Below are 19,619 nucleotides of genomic sequence, written 5' to 3' on the forward strand. Positions count from 1 at the left end.
CTCCCGCTTAGTTTCAACTACTATACTGAAGTCTATTATAGGGGACATGGGGGATAATAGCAACTGTGGGATTACTCGTATTGATGGGGGACGCTTAATGACAGGGATGCAGGGAAGGGGACGGGGCTATATATGCCGGTTCGAAATGCACCCGTGCTGCCAACTGCTTCTAGGACAACCGCTGCCGGCATATATAGCCCCGTCCCCTTCCCTGCATCCCTGTCATTAAGCTGACGCATCCGGACGGTAGTTAAGAGCTGATTATCCGGAGGGACTTCGACGGTTGCAGCGGATGTGAACTGGCTGCAAATCGACGTCCTTCTGTCCTGAAGGAATTGAAACATTCCCCGGTGGTATATTAGTCCAATTGAATCGAAGATGTTTAAAAACTTACTGACAATAAAAAGTTCCACCAATTCACTACCCATACGCTGCTCCCGTCTAAGGAACCTCCATGGAAACGAGTTTCACTTCCCGTTGGATGCACCAGCTCGAGGAAGGGAGAGCCGTGAGCCTCCAGAAGAATATACCTGTTCTCTCTATACGCTAAAGCGGATCTTAGAAATACCAGGCGTGGTACAGCCGTGAAAATGGAGAGATTTTTTGATCCCGAATCAAAAAATCAGCTGACCCAGCGCGAGAAATCATCAGATTTCTCTCGATGTGTCAGCTGTGCTCCATTTTCAGGGCTGTACCACGCCTGGTATTTCTTAGGTCCGTGTCCGCGTATAGAGAGAACAGGTATATTCTTCTGGAGGCTCACGGCTCTCCCTTCCTCGAGCGTCCCCCTCCGCCAACAAATTATCTCGTTACCGTCCCCCCGCATAAGGCAGTCTTCCAAACCGGATCTTCACATATTCTTTTATGATCTCCCCGGTCTTTTCAAATCCGACTTTACCGCTGTCGATACTCAAGTCATAATTCTTCGCATCATCCCATTCCAGGCCTGTATAGTATCTGTGAAAATTCCCCCGGTATTTATCAATTTCTTCCACATACCGCTCCAGCTCTTTTCCGGTAAGCGCAACGCGCTCTCCTGCTCTGTCCAGGCAGAACTGCTTGTTCGCATGTACAAAAACGCTGATTGCATTGGGATTATCACGGAGCACAAATCCGGCGCAGCGCCCGATAATCACACAGGATTCTTTTTCCGCCAGTTCCTTCATAATCTTGGCCTGATAGTAAAACAGGTTCTCGGTGGATACAAAGTTGTCCCGGCCCGGAGGAATTAACTGCCCGTCATAGATATGCTTGGATATCCCGAACAGCTTGCCCGACTGGATCTTTTCATCTGCCTCGTTAAATAATGCTTCGTTAATTCCGCTGTCGTCCGATGCCATGCGCAGGATGTTTCTTCCATAGCACGGAATGCCGAGTTCTCTGGCAAGATCTTCACCTATCGTCTTTCCGCCGCTTCCAAACTGCCTCTGAATTGTAATAATAATGTTGTCCACAAGTACACCCCCTCTTATTCACCCAGATAAGCTTTCTTAATTGACTCATCGTTCATCAGTGCTTTCGCTTCTCCTGTAAGCACTATATTCCCGGTTTCCAGAACGTATGCTCTGTCTGCAATACCCAATGCCTTTTTTGCATTTTGTTCCACGAGCAGTACGGTTGTTCCTCCGGCGCTTACCTCTTTGATGATATCAAATATCTCATTTACAAAGATGGGGGAAAGTCCCATGGACGGTTCATCCATCAGAATAATCTTCGGATGGCTCATCAGCGCCCTTCCCATGGCAAGCATCTGCTGCTCGCCGCCGCTTAAGGTTCCTGCCGCCTGGTTCCTGCGCTCCTTCAGCCTCGGGAAACGCTTATATACCATTTCGAGTGTCTGTTCTATCTCCGTTTTATCCGATCTTGTATAGGCGCCAAGCTTCAGGTTCTCATATACTGAAAGCTGCGCAAACACACGTCTTCCTTCCGGTACGTGCGCCATTCCCATGGATACAATCTTATGGGCAGGTGTCTTCGTAATATCGGTTCCCTCGAATTCTATTTTTCCGGCTTTCGGCGCAATCAATCCTGTAACCGTGTGGAGAATCGTCGTCTTCCCCGCACCGTTTGCCCCAATCAGCGCGATGACCTCTCCTTCTTTTACTTCGAAGGATATCCCTTTGATTGCCTGGATTACCCCGTAATATACTTCCAAATCTGTAATTTTCAACATTGACAACTATATCCCCTCCTATTCGCCTAAGTAAGCCGTAATTACTTCCGGATTACTGAGCACTTCTTTTGTATCTCCCTGGGCAAGTACCTGGCCGAAGTTCAGTACCGTCAGCTTCTCGCAGATTCCGCTGACCAGCTTCATATCATGCTCAATCAGAAGGATCGTCATCTTGAATTCTTTTTGCACAAACTTGATTGTATCCATCAGTTCATTCGTCTCGTTCGGGTTCATTCCAGCCGCAGGTTCGTCCAGCAGCAGGAGCTTCGGATTCGTTGCAAGAGCTCTTGCGATCTCCAGCTTCCGCTGTTTTCCATAGGGAAGATTGGATGCAAGATATTCCGACTCTTTATCAAGATCAAAGACCTTTAATAATTCCATCGCTCTTCTATCCATCTCTTTTTCCACCCTGTGATAGCGTGGAAGTCTCAGGATCCCCTCCACGGTACTGTAACGATATCCATTGTGAAGGCCTGCCTTTACATTATCCCGGACAGTCAATGCTGAAAACAGACGGATATTCTGAAAGGTTCGGGCCACACCGGCTCTGTTAATGTCGATGGTTTTTTTCCCTGTTATATCTTTGCCGTCGAGGAGGATCTTGCCTTCCGTGGGCTGGTAGACACCTGTCAGCAAATTAAAAATGGTTGTCTTTCCCGCTCCGTTCGGCCCAATTAATCCATAGAGCTGGCCGGGTTCGACAGTGACATCAAAAGAGTCTACCGCACGGAGACCTCCGAATGAGATTCCCAGATTCTTTACTTCTAATAGAGCCATCTTAGTTCCCTCCCTTCGCTGCATGGTCTTTTCTGCCAAATAACTTCTTCAGGGAATGGCGCGCCTTCCAGTCCTGAGCCTTCGGGCTCCAGTTAAAGAGCATCATAACAATCAATACGACCGCATAGATCAGCATACGGTAATCATTGAGCCCGCGGAGCACTTCCGGAAGAAGGGTAAGAATTACTGCCGCAATAATAGATCCGCGCATATTTCCGATTCCGCCGAGCACCACAAATACCAGAATCATGATGGACATATTGTATCCAAAATTTTTCGGAAGCGCTGTCAGCGTTGCAAGATTATGTGCATAGAGGACGCCCGCCACACCTGCAAGACTGGCAGAGATTGCGAATGCCATTAATTTATATTTTGTAATATTGATTCCGATAGATTCTGCAGCAATACGGTTATCGCGGATAGCCATAACTGCACGTCCATCTCTGGAATTCATCAGATTAAGAATGATAAACAAGGTAATCAAAACCAGTATTACACCGATTGTAAAAGTAGAATTCTTCGGTGTTCCTGAGATTCCCTGCGCACCTTTTATGATAACTTCGCCGCCCTCTTCAAGGTTGAGCGACATCTGGTCCTTCAACGATAAATGAAATCCGGATGAATCTTTTCCAACGTATAGAACATTCATCACATTTTTAATAATTTCTCCAAATGCCAGCGTCACAATCGCCAGATAATCTCCGCGCAGACGAAGAACCGGAATTCCGATTAGAATACCGAAAACCGCTGCCACCAGCGCACCGATCAGAATGGCCAGGAAAAAACGAAGTCCGTCCGGCATAGTTCCGAAGGTGCATTTTGAGAAAAAGGCTCCGGTAAACGCACCGATACACATGAAGCCTGCATGTCCAAGACTCAGTTCCCCCAGCACACCCACCGTTAGATTCAGGGAGAGCGCAAGAATGACGTAAGTGCACAGCGGCACTAAAAGCCCCTGCATCAGATTGGACAAGCTGCCGGATAATAGGAATATCTGCACAATAATATAGGCCAGAATCACCATGCCATATGTAATAAAATTATTTTTTGTAGTCTTTAGCATCTTCTTTTTCATCTGTCCCACCTACACTTTCTCATTGATCTTCTTGCCCAGAATACCGGTAGGCTTCACAAGCAGCACAATAATCAGGACGCCAAAAACAATTGCATCCGAAAGCTGTGAGGAAATATATGCCTTGGAAAGAATCTCGATCACCCCAAGAATCACACCGCCGAGAAGTGCGCCCGGGATAGAACCGATTCCTCCAAACACCGCTGCTACAAACGCCTTAATGCCCGGCATGGAGCCCGTATAAGGCGTCAGGGATGGGTATGCAGAACACAGGAGCACGCCTGCAATTGCTGCCAGACCGGAACCGATCGCAAATGTAAGGGAAATCGTCTTGTTGACATTTACCCCCATCAGCTGCGCTGCACCTTTATCCTCGGATACAGCCAGCATGGCCTGCCCTGGTTTTGTTTTCATAAACATCGTCAGGATAATCATGATTACAAGACAGGTTACAATCGTCACAATCGTCTCTCCTGAGATAATCAGCTTACCACCCGCCAGATTCAGCGCCGGAACCTTCACCACGGATGTAAAGGATTTCGGATTTGCACCAAATAAAAGGAGTGCAATGTTCTGTAAAAAGTAACTGACACCGATCGCGGTAATCAGTACGGCCAGCGGCGAAGCTCCCCTAAGCGGCTTGTATGCCAGTCTTTCAATCACGATACCAAGTACGGTACAGATTACAACAGACAGTAAAACTGCCAGCAGCGGATTCATCCCTGTTGCGCTCGTAGTTATGAACACAACAAAACTGCCAATCATAATGACATCACCATGAGCGAAGTTCAACATCTTGGCAATACCATAAACCATGGTATATCCCAGCGCTATGATCGCATAGACACTGCCAAGGCTTATGCCATTAATTAAATACGACAAAAAACTCATAAGGCACCTCTTTCTCATTCTTTTTTCTCACAAAAGTATAGCATATACGGGCGATTCCGACAATAATTTTATGCAATCCTGTTTTCTCTGTAAAAAAGAACGTTACTGTGCACGCCCGTAGGGGTGTGCACAGTAACAAAAGAACGAAGAACCACATGCCGGCAGTTCTCCGCTCTCTTTTGCATTTTTTCTGTTTTTACTTTCTTTCGCTCCGCTATTACATTGCTTTATATGCACCGTCTTTGATGACAACTGCTTTTGGAGACTTGTTCGGTTCTCCGTCAGCTGTCCATGTAATTCCTTCTTCTCCGCCGGTCAAACCTTCTATCTTGATGGCTGTCATGCCTTTTTTAGCTGCCTCGCAGATGTCGGAAACGCTCATGTCCGGAGTCACATTCTCCGCTTCAAATGCAGCCTTCAGCGCATACATTCCATCGTAAGCATCTGCTGCAAACTGATTCGGGATATCACCGTATTTTTCTTTGTATGCAGAAACAAATTTCTGTGTTGCCTCATCATCTGCGTCTGCTGCAAATGGTGTAAGAAGCATTACGCCTTCCGCGAGTGATGTATCAAAGTTCTCAACCGCAAGAATTCCATCCAGGCCATCGCAGCCGAAAAATTTCGTATCAAAACCAGCTTTTTTAGCCTGGTCAAGGATCAAAGATGCTTCGGTATAGTAGATTGGCAGGAATACCAGTTCCGCACCCGCATCCTTTGCTTTCTGAATCTGTGTTGAGAAGTCTTTGTTGTTGTCAGCGGTAAATGCTTCTGCTGCAACAATCTCAAAATCCTGGTTCTTTGCTTCTTCTGCAAACTTTTCATAGATACCGGATGAATATACATCAGAGCTGTCATAGATTACAGCTACCTTTGATGCCAGCTTATTCTCTCCGATATATTTAGCGGATGCCAGCCCCTGGTTGGGATCTGAAAAGCATACGCGGAATGCGTTGTCGTACTGTACGCATTCTACTGCTGAACCGGATGGTGTTAGTAAGAACATGTTGTCTGCATATGCCTCATTGGCTACGGCAACACAAGGCGTAGATGTTACAGTCCCAAGCAGCGCCTGCATCCCCCAGTCTTTCAGTGTGTTATAAGCATTAACAGCCTTTTCCGCATCGTGCTCATCATCCTGGAAATTCAGTTCAATCTGCTTGCCATTGATGCCGCCTGCCTCATTAATCTCAGCGACTGCCAGCTCTGCTGCATTTTTCACTGCCTGTCCATAAACAGCCACTCCGCCTGTGGTTGGTCCGATGCCTCCAATCTTGAAGGTATCGCCGTCAGAAGAACCTGAATCAGTGCTCTCTGCAGTGCTCTTTGAGGTACTGTCTTTGGCACTGTCATCGGCACTCTTTTCTTTGCCTCCGCATCCTGCTGCTCCAAGCACCATCATGCCTGCCAAGAGAATGCTTAAAATTGCTTTTCCTTTTTTCATAAAAAATTCCTCCCTTTTGTTTTATTTATGATACCTTCGAAATTCTGTTTTGTCAATAGAATTTCTTATCCTAAAGAGAAGCTTCTGACCGATATAAATGAATATTTCAAAGGTTCTTTAAACAATATGAAACGCAGGTAATTATCAGACTCTAACTTTATCCGGCTGCTATGAAAAATCTAATCTTTACTGCCGCTTTGCTTTTAATTTCACAACTTTCACTTAAAATCCGGTACTGTTTACTTTTTACAGAATAAAATAAAGTAACTATATTGAAAGGATTCTATCCATGTTGACCATATTAATTATAATTGGCGCTGTTCTGCTCCTTCTGGCTGTGATATTTGTCATCGTCTGGAAGGTGCGTACACACAAGTTTAGTCCTACTTCGGATAAGGCTTTGCTGGCAGCTAATGTAAACGCGGATTTAAAGGAAACCGGGTTTGCCTATGATATGAAGGGGGATTACTTTTACTCCCTGATGAACTGCTGGCAGAGAGAGATGGGGTATTGTGAGGCTTATGATGAGGGTTCCCCGCTTTTTAACATGATCATGGACTGCGAGCCTGTCACATTTTCTTATGGCGGGAAACGCTGGCTGATTGAACTTTGGAAAGGTCAGTACGGCATTACCACCGGAGGAGAAATCGGAGTCTACAATACAATAAGAGAAGACATTGACCACGAAAAATTCAAAGGAACCTTCTATGAGGCTGTCAGCGACGCGGAATTGATACCGCTGTCCTTTGTACTTAAGAAAAACCGAAAAGTTCTAATCAAACGAAGCGCGGTTCACTGGTGGCTGACAGGGTTTAAGCTGGGCGAATTTTCCGAGACAGACACACTGACAATGGACGCAAAAATCACCTTCCCGGATGCAGAAATGCGCGATAACTTTGTAAGCGCCCTCCAAAAGATCGGGTATACGAAAAAAGAGTACTCCGTGAAAAGACTGACGGTTCTGGTTCATTATGACAAACCGCATACTCCGCAGTCGCTTACCAGGAACGCGGCACAGGAAACCGCCGTACAACTGACGAATAAAAATAATTGTGCACTATATGAACTTGCAACGCATAAGTATAAATTCACATTGGATAAACTGGAATATCTAAAAACGGCAATGCCGGAAGTATATGAATTCTTCCTGCATTCTCTCTATGCACGGGGATTTTACGAGGCATTTAAATGGCTGATTGATCTCATCCACGGCCTGAAACCGGAACCGACTCCCCCAATCCCGCCAAAACCCTGCCCGCCGGTACCACCAATACCATGCCCGCCTGAACCTCCCAGGCCTTGCCCGCCTGAACCTCCGAGCCCATGCCCGCCGAAGCCTCCGAGGCCTTGCCCGCCTGAGCCTCCCTGGCCTTGCCCGCCGAAACCTCCGAGGCCTTGCCCGCCTGAGCCCCCGAGGCCTTGCCCGCCGAAACCTCCGAGGCCTTGCCCGCCAGGATCCTGCAAGCCCTATCAGCCAGGATCCTGCCAGCCGTGTCAGCCAAATAACTGCCGGTCATGTACTCCGAGATCCTGCCGTCCGTGTTCACCAAGGCTCTGCCCGTCCAGGCAGAATGCAGCGGTCCCACGTCAGGAAGGCAGATTTCAAAGCAATAATTACCCGATAAGCGGGGACACTTATGAGACGGAAGATTCTATGTACCGTTCCGGACAATTTGATGAATCAGAATTCAACAGTTCAGATTATGAATTCTTTTACGATGAACAGGAAGATGAATTCAGAGATTAGAAGTATTTCCGGCATTGATTAACAGGAATGCACTAAAAAAAATAAAGCATCAGGGGATCAGCAATCTGGATTTGCTGATCCCCTGTTCTTATTTCATCTATATCTTTAAAACTTACATTTACCTTACATTTATGACAGAAAAGGGAATTCAGAAATTCTCCATGCTATAATAATAACAGAAATAGGAAAAGGGGGACTGTTCATGTCACTGGATTATTTAAAAGGGAAAAAAATCCTTCTGGTCGATGACGAGGACGATCTGCTGGAAATGCTCCTCTCCATTCTGCAGGACGACGGCTACCGGAGGATCCGTACCGCTTCCACGCAAAAAGACGCCCTGGAGCTCTGCCGCACCTGGAAACCGGAGCTGGCCGTATTGGATGTCATGCTGCCGGATGGAGACGGATATACACTCTTCAAAGAGATACGCCGGATCTCGGATTTTCCTGTCCTGTTCCTGACCGCGCGCGGAGAAGATGAAGATAAATTCCGCGGGCTGGGGCTGGGCGCCGACGATTATATTGTAAAACCATTTCTGCCCTGGGAACTGACCCTGCGGCTGGGAGCCATCCTGCGCAGAAGCTATAAGCATGAAACGCCTCTTCTGCGGCTTGCCCACTGTACCGTTGATTTTGAACGGGCGGAAGTCATACGCGAAGACGGCACTTTGTCGCTGACAGCGAAAGAATTCGAACTCTTGGCCGCACTCTCACGCAATGCCGGCAGGATTGTCACTACTGATCTCCTCTGTGAAGCCCTCTGGGGCGACAACCCCTATGGTTATGAAAATTCTCTGATGGCCCACATCCGAAGGCTTCGCGAAAAGATAGAAAAGGCACCGTCCTCCCCCGAGTCCCTGCTCACAGTAAAGGGGTTAGGCTACAAACTGATCGTTGAGGAGGAACAGGCATGAAAAGTATCCCAAAACTGATCCGGCGGTTTATTGGAATCTTAATTCTGTCCGTCTTTCTTCTTCTATTTTTGAACCTGGCCCTCTTGGTTCTCGCAGCCGGACGCCAGTTAAAAAGCCAGGGAGGATGGACGACAGCCGACACGATATCCGCGGCTTTAACGAAACAGGCAGACGGTCCATATGTCCTGGACGCCAGTGCGGCTGCACAGCTGAAGACAGATAACGCCTGGGCAGTCCTTATCGATGGACAGACCCTTCAGGTTACCTGGCACAGTGATTTCCTCCCGAAGGAAATTCCTTCTTCCTACAGCGTTGCCGACATTGCTTATCTGTCCAGGGCTTATCTCAGGGATTATCCCACTACAACTAGCAGCCATCCCGACGGCCTTCTGGTTGTAGGCTTCCCCAAAGACCGCTTTTGGAAACTGGTACACAATACCTATGACTATCAGCTGATTGCCGATTTTCCCAAAACAGCACTGCTTTTTATCTGCATGAATTTTCTTTTAATTTTTCTGATCTACATGGCAGTGACTACCCGCCTGCTGGGCACAGTAAAACCGATCATTGAGGGCATCAAAAATCTCCCCGGCGGTCAGCATGTGTCTGTCAGAGAATCCGGTCTGTTTTCCGAAATAGCCCGGGCGGTCAACCGCACCTCGGAAAAACTGAAGCTTCAGGAAACAGCACTGCGCAGACAGGAGCAGGCAAGGGCAAACTGGATCGCGGGTGTTTCCCACGACATCCGCACGCCGCTTTCTATGATTATGGGATATGCGGGACAACTGGAAGAGTCTCCTTTGGTGCCTGAGAGTATGCGCGGTAAGGTTTCTGTCATACGAGAGCAGAGTATCCGCATGAAACATTTGATCAATGACCTGAACCTTGCATCGAAGCTGGAATACAATATGCAGCCTCTGCACACGGAACTAAACGATATCACTCCCATAATCCGTCAGACTGTGGTTGATGCGCTGAATATGGATCTGGAAAACAGATACCCCATAGACTGGGAGACAGACGAATCACTTAGTATGTGCATGTCCATTACAGATAAAGATCTCATCCGCCGTGCCGTATCTAACCTGCTTGTCAATGCCCAGACGCACAATCCCCAGGGCTGTACACTATATGTAAGTGTATCCTATGAGAACGAAACATGCAGTATCACGGTTGCGGATAACGGTGTGGGAGTCACGGACGAACAGCTGGAGGCGTTAAACACGGTTCCGCACTATATGATCTGTGACAGCAGGACAGACGGACAGCGGCATGGACTGGGACTCATGATCGTAAAACAGATCGCCATGGCCCACGGCGGCTCACTGGAACTGGGACACAGCAAATACGGCGGCTTTCTCGCCAGAATAAAATTACCGGCATTTCTCTCCTGAAATGCCGGCGCTTTTATTTTGCAGCTTTTATTTTTTTCCACATAAACCGTATTACCAGATACAGGCAGACCACAATCAGTGCTGCTTTTATGATAGCCGAATATTTTTGTATGTACACCAGAACAACTTCCCAGGAAGCTCCCAGAATGGCTCCCAGCGACACGAGTACGATATTCCAGATGGTACTCCCCACAATCGTGTAAAGGAGGAAAACCGGCATATTAATTCCCGCCATCCCCGCAGGCACCGAAACAAGGCTTCGTATAATCGGAATACACCTGCCAAACAAGATCGCCTTTTTTCCGTGTTTATCGAACCAGCAGAGTGTTTTTTCCACATCCTCTTTTTCAAACCCAAGCAGCCGGAATGCTTTCCCTTTGGTCAGTGTCTCCAGCCGCTCCGGATTCAGCGCCGTTCCCGCCCAGTACAAGACAAGCGCTCCTATCGTGGAGCCGAGAGTAGAAAAAATAATGACCCCCGGTACTGTCAGCCTTGTATAGGTCGTCATAAATCCGCCAAAAGTCAAGATGACTTCTGAAGGAATCGGCGGAAAAATATTCTCCACAGCTATCAGGAAACAGACCCCCAGATATCCGAATTGATTCATAATCTGAATAATAATCTCCTGCATAAACCCATCCTTCATTTACCACATTCTGTAAAATAAGTATATGAAAAATTGAGCGAATCATTCCTGTTCGCCGCTAAATAATAGCAGAACCCATCAGATCTGTTGAAGCATATCCAAAGGGCACCCCGTAACTCATGCCCTTCGGGCGGGTCTTCAGCAGAGCTGCAGAATCATGTTTAATGGCAGGTATCCGTTTAATTGAAAGAAATCGTCAGGCCAGCCTGCTGCCCTCTGCGATCAGAATCACAACACAAAATGTCTCTGCATCATAGGTAATATCCACCGTTCCCTGATAGCGTCTCACCACATCTTTGACATTCTCTATGCCGATCCCATGCTGCTGCTTCTCCTTTTTCCATGTCCTGAATCTTCCGTTTTCCATCAGAACCTCCTCGTTTTTGGAGTTCTCAATCTCAAAACTGAAATACCCTTTTTCCGTACATCGCGCCTTCATAGATATTCTGCGTTTCTCCGGGTCTGTCTTCATACATGCCTCTATGGCATTATCCAATGTATTTGAAAAGATGGTACAGATATCCAAAGGATCAATGAAAAACAACTCGTCAATCTCAATATTAAAAAAGCAGTCAATTCCCTGTTCCAATGCCCGGTTGTACTTTGCATTCAGAACCGCATTGACAATACTGTTTCTGCAGAGCGAACGCCCTTTTGCGCTAAGCTGTCCTGACAGTTTCCGAAAATATATCTTTGCTTCCTCCTCTTTTCCATCGTCCATCAAGCCCGCCACCACACTGAAATGATTATTCATATCATGCCTGAACTTCCGCAGTTCCTGCTGCCCGGCCTCTAATTCTCTGTAATAATCCTGCTGCAGTTTTTCATTTTTCTGTTCCAGGCGGCCGCGGATATTCTCCGCCAGATAGAATACCAGCCTGATACTTGCAAAATTGGTAATCAGACACGCCAGCATACAGAGCCATACTTTATAGGATTCCTTCGGCGTATAGTAAACACAGCTCATCACAGCGGTCAGCGATGCCAGACAGACCGCATCCAGAAGAAGCCACGACTGCTCATCCAGAGTATCCACCATCTCCCTGGTTTTATTTTCCGAAATCTTCCAAAACCAATACCAGAACAAGGTATTTAAAATGTAGGACAGATTCGATAATACCGCATTGGCAATTTCGTTTCTTGCCAGCATATTTATCCAGATCCATGTCCCAATCTGCTGTATCAAAAAATTAAAAGAGATGACGATCGGAAAAAACATAAGCACAACAGAAGCCTTTACCAGTATCTTCTGCCTGAATCCAATCAGCAGCATTGCGAAAAAAAGAGGAATCGTAACCGTAATATTTACCACATCCCTTGGAAATATCACCACGGAACATACGCACAACCCAATAAGATAACTCACTGCCCGCCGGATAAACTGTCTGCGCGGTTCCAAAAAGCAGGTAAGAGTACGGTAAAAAAAGTAACTCCCTATAAAATATAAGCCTGTCCCCAATATGTCAAAAAACCCTGTTATATACATGTTGTCCCTTCCTGTGCAAAATGCTACTTCAACATCAGCTTCGCAAATGCTACTGCCGCCGCCTGCTTATATGCCCTGCTGACCGGCAGGCTCTGCCCGCCGCAATCCAGACTGCTTCCCTCCAGCTTATCCACGTATTTCAGATTCACAAGATACCGGTTATGTATCCGGATAAAAAACGACGGCATCTCTTCCTCAATCTCACCAAGCTTTCCATAAAATTTTACGATTTCATAAGCAGCGCTGCCTTCCATATCTCCGTTGTCAAGCAATGCCTCCACGGTCCGTCCTTCACTTTTAAAATACAGTACCCTTCCAAACGGCAGGCGCAGCGTCCCCGCTTTCTGCTCTACCAGATAATACTTTTCCTGGTTCAGCCCGGTCTCTTCCACGGCTTTCCCGAGTACTTCCCGTATCTTCTCCTCTTTATAAGGCTTCAATATATAATGGAAGGCATGCACCTCATATCCCTGAAACACAAAATCCGGATAGGCTGTCACAAAGATCAGCACCGTATCCTGATATTTCCTGCGAAGCTCCCTGGCCGTCTCCATTCCGTCCATTCCATTCATCTCTATATCCAGGAACAATATATCCGGCACATTTTGTTCTATCCGGGCAAGCAGATCCTCCCCGCACTCATATTCCTGAATCTCATAGTCCACGCCATCCAGCTGCAGCTGCGTCTCCAGCACCCTGCGCAGGCTGTTTCTCAGTTTTTTCTCGTCATCACAGATTGCAATTCTCATCTCGTATATCCCCCAGATTCCGTTCTCCTCCATAGGCTATCATACCCACCGCCATAATTGCAATCCCTTTCCCTGAATTCTGTTACATGCACTTTCCAAATATGACAGAATCTATGCCAAACTTGACAGTACGGCAGATATTTATTTTTCCCCTGATCCACTAAAATAGAGTCATCAAGTACAGAGAATACAAGGAGGAATCACAAGATGTTAAAGGTCAATCATTTAAGTAAAAGTTATCAGACAGGAGCCGCCGTTTATCCGGTGCTTAAAGATATTTCATTTGAAATTAAGAAAGGGGAATTCGTTGCAGTTATGGGGCCCTCAGGAAGCGGCAAGACGACACTGCTAAATTGCATCTCCTGTTTTATCCCCCACGACAGCGGCGAAATACTGCTGAATCAAAAAGATCTCTCCGGCCTCAATGAAGCCAGGCTTGCAGCTGTGCGGAATCAGCATATGGGGTTTGTCTTCCAGGATTTCATGCTCCTGGACGGTCTGACTGTATTCGAAAATATCTGCCTCCCGCAGATCATTGCAAAAAAGCCGGCCGCTCAGATGGAAGCCAAGGCGAAACGGCTTTGTGAGATATTCGGCATCGACCCGATCGCAGCTAAATATCCTGCTGAAATATCGGGCGGAGAAAAACAGCGGACGGCGGTTGCCAGGGCTCTGATGAACCAGCCTTACATGCTGCTGGCGGATGAACCTACAGGCAACCTGGACAGCAAGTCCTGCCGTGCTGTTATCGACGCATTTCTTCAGGCAAAAGAAGAAATGCATGCAACCGTATTTATGGTAACCCATGACAGCTACGCCGCATCCTTCTGCGACCGGGTAATTGTGCTGAAAGACGGTGAGGTGAACCAGGAACTGGTGCGCACCGGAAGCCGCAGGGAATTTATGGACCAGCTGCTGGATGTACTCAGAATACTTGGAGGTGACGATTCTAATGACGCTGCATAGCATTTTTTCAAAACTCAGAAAACAAAATAAAGGGCAGTACCTGATCCTGGGATTCTGCATCTCCCTCTCTGTCCTGCTGATTACCTCTTATGCCTTGATGTACCTGGGACCTACTGTACAGGATTTTCTGCCGCAGGGCGGGGACACGCGGAAGCTCGCTTCTCTTCTGCTGGCTGTTACAGCCGTGGGCTGCACTATATTCACCCTCTATGCATCCAGCTTGTTCTTCCGGTATAAGAGCCGGGAATACGGCATTCTGCTGGCGCTCGGTTCTCCAAAAAAAGCGCTGCGGCCGCTGCTGTTTTCAGAACTTGCCTTTGTCACAGGCTTTAGTGCGCTGATTGGCCTGATCCTGTCTGTTCCGGTATCGTTTGGTATCTGGAAGCTCTTCGAGTCCTTCCTTCTCCCCACCGAGGATATGGCATACCGCTTCGGATGGACGGGATTTATGGTAGGAATTGCATTTTGCATTGTCCTGACTCTGCTGCTCTTTCTTGCGGGCAGACGCTTTTTACACAGAACCGATATCATGGATATTCTACGTTCAGGCCAGAAGACCGAGACGGTAAAAGAAATCCCTTCCTGGACCAGGAAGCTTGGCATCATCCTAACGGTCTCAGGAATCGTGCTCGGACTGGGTGTACCGTCCATCTGCGCAAAATTATTTTATATCCATATACCTTCTATCTTTAACCTTATTTATTTCGTTGCCCTTGCCGGAATCTATCTGATCATACTAAGCTGCGTGTCTCAGAATTCGGCGGGAAAACGTAAAGATAAATACTATAGCAATCTGGTATCTATCAGTATGATGCGTTTTACTGCAAAAGTAACAACCAAAAACATGTGCGTTATCGTACTCTTACTGTTCTGCTGTTTGTTTGCTGCATTTTTCGGCATGTTGTACAGCGACACTACCGGAATTTCCATGGATGGGAATGAAAAAGCATATTCTTTTCATTTTCCGGCAGAGGAAGAACAGATTACCAAAAATGATATTGAGAATTTAGCCGATGAATATCAGATAACCCTGGCATCCTATGCGGAAAACGATGCCGCGAATCTTGTGGTCTCCTATCGCTACCGGGATATGATTGACAACAAATATGTTACCCTGGATGCTAAGAATGGCAAACTAGCGCTGTTTTTCCCGGAGAGCGCCTATGAGGAGATCAGCGGTCAGGATATCTCCGTAGAACCGAATACGTATCAGACTATTACCTATAAAGATTACAAGGAAAAGATATGGGAATTCACAGACGGGCTGTACGCTGTCTACAATCCGGATACCGGTAAAACTCTTCAGCTTTCCTTTGGCGGCACCTTAGAATTCGACGCTCTGAGCGATATGAGTTCGCCCTTTGCCTATGTTCTGAATGATGCAGATTATCAGGCTGCATCGGCCTCTCTCGGAAGCCAGTACATGGAAAAGATCATCTGCTTCGATGTAAAAGATACAGAACATTCCTATAATTTTGCGAAAGCACTGCAGATGGAATATGTACGCCACACCAGCAGCCTGTCTGATTTCATGGGAAATTATGATGCATGGGAGGACCGGACCGCGCAGGAAAACGGAGAGACTTATGGATATGCCGGAAGTATCGGGCTTTCCCCTGATATGGAACGCGCTCCTTCCGATTGGAAATATGCGCCCCGTTTAACCGTCCAGATGCGTCAGGAGCATATGCAGCAAATATCCGTTTACGTCATGCTCTGCCTGTATATTTTCATCATCATGCTCGCAACCATCACGATTATGAGCTATGTACGGAGCATTACGGTGGCCACAGATAATAAGGCGCTTTTCGAAAGCCTGACAAAGCTCGGAGCCAGTCCGGCCTATAATAAAAACATTTTGAAAAAGCAGCTGCGGAAAATCTTCCAGTACCCCGCAATTATTGGATGTGCCATCGCCTGGCTCTATGCCTTATTCATGTCCATCTTCAATGATAGAAGTCTATCAAACAGTGAGCTTATGAATCTGGGTTATTTAGGACTGCTGATGCTGTTGATCTGGGGTGTACTCTATGCAGTATACAGACGCGCACTCCGCAAATCTCAACAAATACTTGGGATTCTGTGATATACAGCCAATGGGAACGGCTGTTTTCTATAAAAGCTGCGATTAAAACTTATACGGGACAAAAAGGGGAACCGGCATGCAAAAAATGCCGGTTCCCCTGCTACGTATCTCTGCTCATCACTTCAATTCCGGCCAGAACCCCTGGTTGGCCTTAATCATCTCATCGAGGATCTTTTTCGCTACTGCGGCGCTTGGCACTGTTTTTGACAGTGTTATGGCCTGCCACATTTTCTGATAACTGCCTTCTATCCAAGCCTCTACCGTAAGCTTTTCAACGCTGACCTGCTGCTCCATTAAGCCTCTCTGAAATTGGGGGATGGCTCCCTGGCAGATTTTTTCGTAACCATTGCTGCCAACTATACAAGGGATCTCTACCATAGCGGTTCGGTCGAAGTTTTCTATTGCCCCTTCGTTTGGCACGATCAGCAGGAACCGCTCTCTCGTATTCTCTGCGATGGCGCATGCCAGATCCACAATGTAGGACGCATGTACATCTGCTTCGAACCCTCCGCCTGCACTTGTTCCTCTTTCGATAATGCTGCGGCATGCTCCGAACACCTGTTTCTCCCGGCCGTCCATAACCTCATTGGCACGGGTATAGTCCGGATTGCTGTGGGATACGACGTAATCAGGATATAGATAATACTTCAGATAAGTGTTCGGTATCGTATCCGGATCCAATGCATAGACATCTTTTGCCTTTGTAAATGTCTCCCTCCAGCTCTCATCCACATGCTGGTTCGTTTCCGACAGCGCATCGGCAAATCCATTTTCTTTTACATGGGCACGGATCTTCGGCATAAGGTCATTGCCGTCCTTATCGTAAATAGCGGACCACCAGCCAAAATGATTTAACCCATAATAAGATACCGTCATTTCCTTCCGTGAGCTAATGCCGCACATTGCCGCCATCTTTTCCTCCAGGTCGATTGGCATGTCACAAATATTCAGTATCCTGGAATTGGGGCGCAGCCTTCTTGTGGCCTCCGCCACGATTGCCGCCGGGTTGGAGTAGTTCAGCATCCACGCATTTGGTGAATATTTCTCCATATAATCCAGTATCTCGATGACTCCCCCTATGGAGCGCATTCCATATGCAAGTCCTCCCGGGCCGCATGTCTCCTGTCCCACTACGCCGTATTTCATCGGAATCTTTTCGTCCTTCTCCCGCATCGCATATTTTCCGACACGTATGTGTGCAAGCACAAAGTCTATATCCGTGAATGCATTTTCCGGCTCCGTGGAGTAGGAAAATGAAATCTCCGGCGCGTGCTCCTTCAGATAAATCCCGCAGGCCTTCGCTACGATCTCCTGTCTTTCTTTATCATTGTCATAGAATTTGATCTGACGGATTGGGAACCGCTTCTGGTTTTCGAGCAGCATCAGGACAATTCCTGGTGTAAATGTGCTTCCCCCGCCTGCTACTGTAATAGAATATTTTTTCATATTATCATCCTTTCCGGCTGTTAACGCCTCTTCTTTCCGGCTGTTTTGTCTCTATTCTTTCGCCGGTATTCCTGCCGCTTCGTTATTTCCCTTATCCCGGGCCATCATATTTTCGAATTCATCCCGTACATTCGCTACATCCATTCCTACGATTACCTGGACGGCATTCCCCTTCACTACCAGCCCATGAGCCCCTGCGGCCTTGAATACCGCAGCGTCCTGCACGAGGGAAATGTCCTTCACCGTAAGCCGGAGGCGGGTTGCACAGTTCGTCACATCACCTATGTTCTCTCCGCCGCCCAGCGAAGATAGAAAATCAGCCGCGCGCTGGCCGTATGTATTGCCGTTTTTCTCACCGGATTTCTTTTTTTCTTTATAATCCGCCTTGCTGAAAAACTTCACTTCTTCCGCCTCTTCGCGTCCCGGAGTTTTGATATCAAAATTCAGGATCAGCGTCTTAAACACGAAGAAATACACGCCGATAAATAAAATCCCGATTAAGACCTGTTTTATGTAAGTCATATAGTAGATCCCGCCCATGGGAATCCAGTTGATTGCCGCAAACTCGATCAGTCCGCCTGCAAAGTTCCCCACTACTCCGGCCATATAGGTTATCATATCCAATATCCCGGAGAGTACCGCGTGCACTGCAAACAACGGCGGGCAGATAAATAAAAATGTGAATTCAAGCGGCTCCGTTACACCTGCTACAACTGCGGTCAGGGTAATTGGTATCAACAGGCCTGCCACCTGCTTTTTCCTGTCTTTTTTGGCAGTCGCATAAAATGCCAGTGCAATACCTATGGAGCCAAAAATCTTTTCCATCCCGTAAAGAGCGAATCCTCCCTGCGGAAACAACGCCTTTAGAGGCTGTCCTGAAGCTGCAAACTCCGCCAGATGCTGTGTCCAGTATGCAACTACGCCGCCCTGTACCGCCACATTGTCGTACAAAAACGGAGAATAGACAAAGTGATGCAGCCCTGTGGGAATAAGAATCCGGTTCAGGAAGGCATAGATACCGACTCCCGCCGGCCCTGCCCCTGCAAGAAATGTCTGCAGAGCACCTATTCCATGCTGTATCTGGGGCCAGATCAGCACCGCCAGAAATGCAACCGGAATCATGACAAAGAATCCCAATATATAAATAAATGTGGAGCCTTTAAATATTCCCAAAAATTCCGGGAGTTTTGTGTCAAAATACCGGTTATGGAGCCAGACTACAATTGCCGCGATCATGATCGCGCCCAGCATTCCCATATCCAGGGTCTTAATACCAGCCACGCTGGCAAGTCCTGTGCCGCTGCCCGCGTCCACAGTAAAATCCACACCGAAAACCGTTCCCCACTGTGTCAGAATAGTATTGACAAAATAGTTAAAGGTAAGATAGATCACCAGCGCCTCCAAACAGGCCCTCGCATTCTGTTTTTTAGCAAGCCCAACCGGCAGTCCGATCACAAATACTAAAGGCATGTTGTTGAATACAGTCCATGCCCCCTGGTTGATAATGTTCCAGATCTGATACCACATGCCCGACGGGCTAGCCAGGCTTCCAAGTATCTGTTCATTCATGCACAGCGTAGAAATGCCTGCCATGATCCCGGCAAAAGCAAAGAGAAGAACCGGCGTAAACATGGCGCCTCCGAACCTCTGTATCTTCTGCATCATAATTTTTCCCTCCTAAATCTTCCTTTTTCTCTGATCAGACTTCCTTATCGATAGGTCAATCATAGCCATTGCCACCCCGAAAATCAATACTTTTACCGCCTTTAGGGAATTCATTCCTATCTAGTGCCACTTCACATCCGCCCGTGAAATTTCACGGCTTTTCC

The 19,619-nt window shown here is 47.3% G+C and carries 17 protein-coding genes; 5 read left to right on the forward strand and 12 right to left on the reverse strand.

From position 1 onward, the window contains the following. Window positions 1-71 precede the first annotated feature (71 nt). The 7 genes from BN1938_RS13240 to BN1938_RS13280 all read right to left on the reverse strand — a co-directional run bounded on the left by BN1938_RS13240 (window position 72) and on the right by BN1938_RS13280 (window position 6,357). Window positions 72-428, reverse strand: a complete 357-nt coding sequence (locus tag BN1938_RS13240; protein WP_050641062.1) for a hypothetical protein — start codon at window positions 426-428, stop codon at window positions 72-74. Window positions 429-809: 381 nt separating this feature from the next. Continuing rightward, window positions 810-1,454 (reverse strand): cytidylate kinase-like family protein, encoded by a 645-nt coding sequence (locus BN1938_RS13250; RefSeq protein ID WP_050641064.1) that lies wholly within the window; start codon window positions 1,452-1,454, stop codon window positions 810-812. 14 nt (window positions 1,455-1,468) lie between these two features. Then, on the reverse strand, window positions 1,469-2,173 hold the full coding sequence (locus BN1938_RS13255; RefSeq protein ID WP_330377725.1) for an ABC transporter ATP-binding protein: 705 nt from the start codon (window positions 2,171-2,173) through the stop codon (window positions 1,469-1,471). Window positions 2,174-2,191: 18 nt separating this feature from the next. Next, a complete protein-coding gene (locus tag BN1938_RS13260; RefSeq protein WP_050641066.1) occupies window positions 2,192-2,950 on the reverse strand; it encodes an ABC transporter ATP-binding protein in 759 nt (252 codons plus the stop codon). Window position 2,951: 1 nt separating this feature from the next. Beyond that, a complete protein-coding gene (locus tag BN1938_RS13265; RefSeq protein WP_050641067.1) occupies window positions 2,952-4,025 on the reverse strand; it encodes a branched-chain amino acid ABC transporter permease in 1,074 nt (357 codons plus the stop codon). A 9-nt stretch (window positions 4,026-4,034) separates the two neighbouring features. Continuing rightward, window positions 4,035-4,913, reverse strand: coding sequence for a branched-chain amino acid ABC transporter permease (locus BN1938_RS13270; protein ID WP_050641068.1), 879 nt, complete (start codon window positions 4,911-4,913; stop codon window positions 4,035-4,037). Window positions 4,914-5,130: 217 nt separating this feature from the next. Continuing rightward, window positions 5,131-6,357, reverse strand: a complete 1,227-nt coding sequence (locus BN1938_RS13280; RefSeq protein ID WP_050641070.1) for an ABC transporter substrate-binding protein — start codon at window positions 6,355-6,357, stop codon at window positions 5,131-5,133. A 289-nt stretch (window positions 6,358-6,646) separates the two neighbouring features. Between BN1938_RS13280 and BN1938_RS13285 the strand changes: the two genes are divergently transcribed. The 3 genes from BN1938_RS13285 (at window position 6,647) to BN1938_RS13295 (ending at window position 10,411) form a co-directional block, all read left to right on the forward strand. Beyond that, a complete protein-coding gene (locus tag BN1938_RS13285; RefSeq protein ID WP_242843859.1) occupies window positions 6,647-8,104 on the forward strand; it encodes a DUF4474 domain-containing protein in 1,458 nt (485 codons plus the stop codon). Between the two features lie 202 nt (window positions 8,105-8,306). Continuing rightward, entirely contained in the window at window positions 8,307-9,017 is a 711-nt protein-coding gene (locus BN1938_RS13290) for a response regulator transcription factor (protein ID WP_050641071.1), read from the forward strand. Then, window positions 9,014-10,411, forward strand: a complete 1,398-nt coding sequence (locus tag BN1938_RS13295) for a sensor histidine kinase (RefSeq protein WP_050641072.1) — start codon at window positions 9,014-9,016, stop codon at window positions 10,409-10,411. Before BN1938_RS13290 ends, BN1938_RS13295 begins: the two co-directional genes overlap by 4 nt. 13 nt (window positions 10,412-10,424) lie before the next feature. Here the strand turns inward: BN1938_RS13295 and BN1938_RS13300 are convergent, their stop codons facing one another. The 3 genes from BN1938_RS13300 to BN1938_RS13310 all read right to left on the reverse strand — a co-directional run bounded on the left by BN1938_RS13300 (window position 10,425) and on the right by BN1938_RS13310 (window position 13,325). Then, window positions 10,425-11,042, reverse strand: coding sequence for a DedA family protein (locus BN1938_RS13300; RefSeq protein ID WP_025655512.1), 618 nt, complete (start codon window positions 11,040-11,042; stop codon window positions 10,425-10,427). A gap of 211 nt (window positions 11,043-11,253) precedes the next feature. Continuing rightward, window positions 11,254-12,543: a sensor histidine kinase gene (locus BN1938_RS13305; RefSeq protein ID WP_050641073.1), complete on the reverse strand. Its 1,290-nt coding sequence runs from the start codon at window positions 12,541-12,543 to the stop codon at window positions 11,254-11,256. A 23-nt stretch (window positions 12,544-12,566) separates the two neighbouring features. After that, entirely contained in the window at window positions 12,567-13,325 is a 759-nt protein-coding gene (locus BN1938_RS13310; RefSeq protein ID WP_242843860.1) for a LytR/AlgR family response regulator transcription factor, read from the reverse strand. 174 nt (window positions 13,326-13,499) lie between these two features. Between BN1938_RS13310 and BN1938_RS13315 the strand changes: the two genes are divergently transcribed. Both BN1938_RS13315 and BN1938_RS13320 read left to right on the forward strand, forming a co-directional pair. Further along, a complete protein-coding gene (locus tag BN1938_RS13315) occupies window positions 13,500-14,258 on the forward strand; it encodes an ABC transporter ATP-binding protein (protein ID WP_050641074.1) in 759 nt (252 codons plus the stop codon). Further along, window positions 14,245-16,344: an FtsX-like permease family protein gene (locus BN1938_RS13320; protein ID WP_050641075.1), complete on the forward strand. Its 2,100-nt coding sequence runs from the start codon at window positions 14,245-14,247 to the stop codon at window positions 16,342-16,344. Before BN1938_RS13315 ends, BN1938_RS13320 begins: the two co-directional genes overlap by 14 nt. A 117-nt stretch (window positions 16,345-16,461) precedes the next feature. Here BN1938_RS13320 and BN1938_RS13325 read toward each other — a convergent pair whose 3' ends face one another. Beyond that, window positions 16,462-17,790, reverse strand: a complete 1,329-nt coding sequence (locus BN1938_RS13325) for a 6-phospho-alpha-glucosidase (protein ID WP_050641076.1) — start codon at window positions 17,788-17,790, stop codon at window positions 16,462-16,464. Between the two features lie 51 nt (window positions 17,791-17,841). Then, a complete protein-coding gene (locus BN1938_RS13330) occupies window positions 17,842-19,455 on the reverse strand; it encodes an alpha-glucoside-specific PTS transporter subunit IIBC (RefSeq protein ID WP_050641077.1) in 1,614 nt (537 codons plus the stop codon). Window positions 19,456-19,619: the final 164 nt, after the last annotated feature.

It is taken from the genome of Eubacterium sp. SB2 (genome assembly GCF_001244405.1).
In the GTDB taxonomy this organism is placed as follows: domain Bacteria; phylum Bacillota; class Clostridia; order Lachnospirales; family Lachnospiraceae; genus Faecalicatena; species Faecalicatena contortus_B.

What these genes read in the sequence shown, in the direction of transcription:
- BN1938_RS13240 (WP_050641062.1), bottom strand. Translation starts at nt 428, where the DNA reads ATGGGTAGTGAATTGGTGGAACTTTTTATTGTCAGTAAGTTTTTAAAC.
- BN1938_RS13255 (WP_330377725.1), bottom strand. Translation starts at nt 2,173, where the DNA reads ATGTTGAAAATTACAGATTTGGAAGTATATTACGGGGTAATCCAGGCA.
- BN1938_RS13260 (WP_050641066.1), bottom strand. Translation starts at nt 2,950, where the DNA reads ATGGCTCTATTAGAAGTAAAGAATCTGGGAATCTCATTCGGAGGTCTC.
- BN1938_RS13265 (WP_050641067.1), bottom strand. Translation starts at nt 4,025, where the DNA reads ATGAAAAAGAAGATGCTAAAGACTACAAAAAATAATTTTATTACATAT.
- BN1938_RS13270 (WP_050641068.1), bottom strand. Translation starts at nt 4,913, where the DNA reads ATGAGTTTTTTGTCGTATTTAATTAATGGCATAAGCCTTGGCAGTGTC.
- BN1938_RS13280 (WP_050641070.1), bottom strand. Translation starts at nt 6,357, where the DNA reads ATGAAAAAAGGAAAAGCAATTTTAAGCATTCTCTTGGCAGGCATGATG.
- BN1938_RS13285 (WP_242843859.1), top strand. Translation starts at nt 6,647, where the DNA reads ATGTTGACCATATTAATTATAATTGGCGCTGTTCTGCTCCTTCTGGCT.
- BN1938_RS13290 (WP_050641071.1), top strand. Translation starts at nt 8,307, where the DNA reads ATGTCACTGGATTATTTAAAAGGGAAAAAAATCCTTCTGGTCGATGAC.
- BN1938_RS13295 (WP_050641072.1), top strand. Translation starts at nt 9,014, where the DNA reads ATGAAAAGTATCCCAAAACTGATCCGGCGGTTTATTGGAATCTTAATT.
- BN1938_RS13300 (WP_025655512.1), bottom strand. Translation starts at nt 11,042, where the DNA reads ATGCAGGAGATTATTATTCAGATTATGAATCAATTCGGATATCTGGGG.
- BN1938_RS13305 (WP_050641073.1), bottom strand. Translation starts at nt 12,543, where the DNA reads ATGTATATAACAGGGTTTTTTGACATATTGGGGACAGGCTTATATTTT.
- BN1938_RS13310 (WP_242843860.1), bottom strand. Translation starts at nt 13,325, where the DNA reads ATGGAGGAGAACGGAATCTGGGGGATATACGAGATGAGAATTGCAATC.
- BN1938_RS13315 (WP_050641074.1), top strand. Translation starts at nt 13,500, where the DNA reads ATGTTAAAGGTCAATCATTTAAGTAAAAGTTATCAGACAGGAGCCGCC.
- BN1938_RS13320 (WP_050641075.1), top strand. Translation starts at nt 14,245, where the DNA reads ATGACGCTGCATAGCATTTTTTCAAAACTCAGAAAACAAAATAAAGGG.
- BN1938_RS13325 (WP_050641076.1), bottom strand. Translation starts at nt 17,790, where the DNA reads ATGAAAAAATATTCTATTACAGTAGCAGGCGGGGGAAGCACATTTACA.
- BN1938_RS13330 (WP_050641077.1), bottom strand. Translation starts at nt 19,455, where the DNA reads ATGATGCAGAAGATACAGAGGTTCGGAGGCGCCATGTTTACGCCGGTT.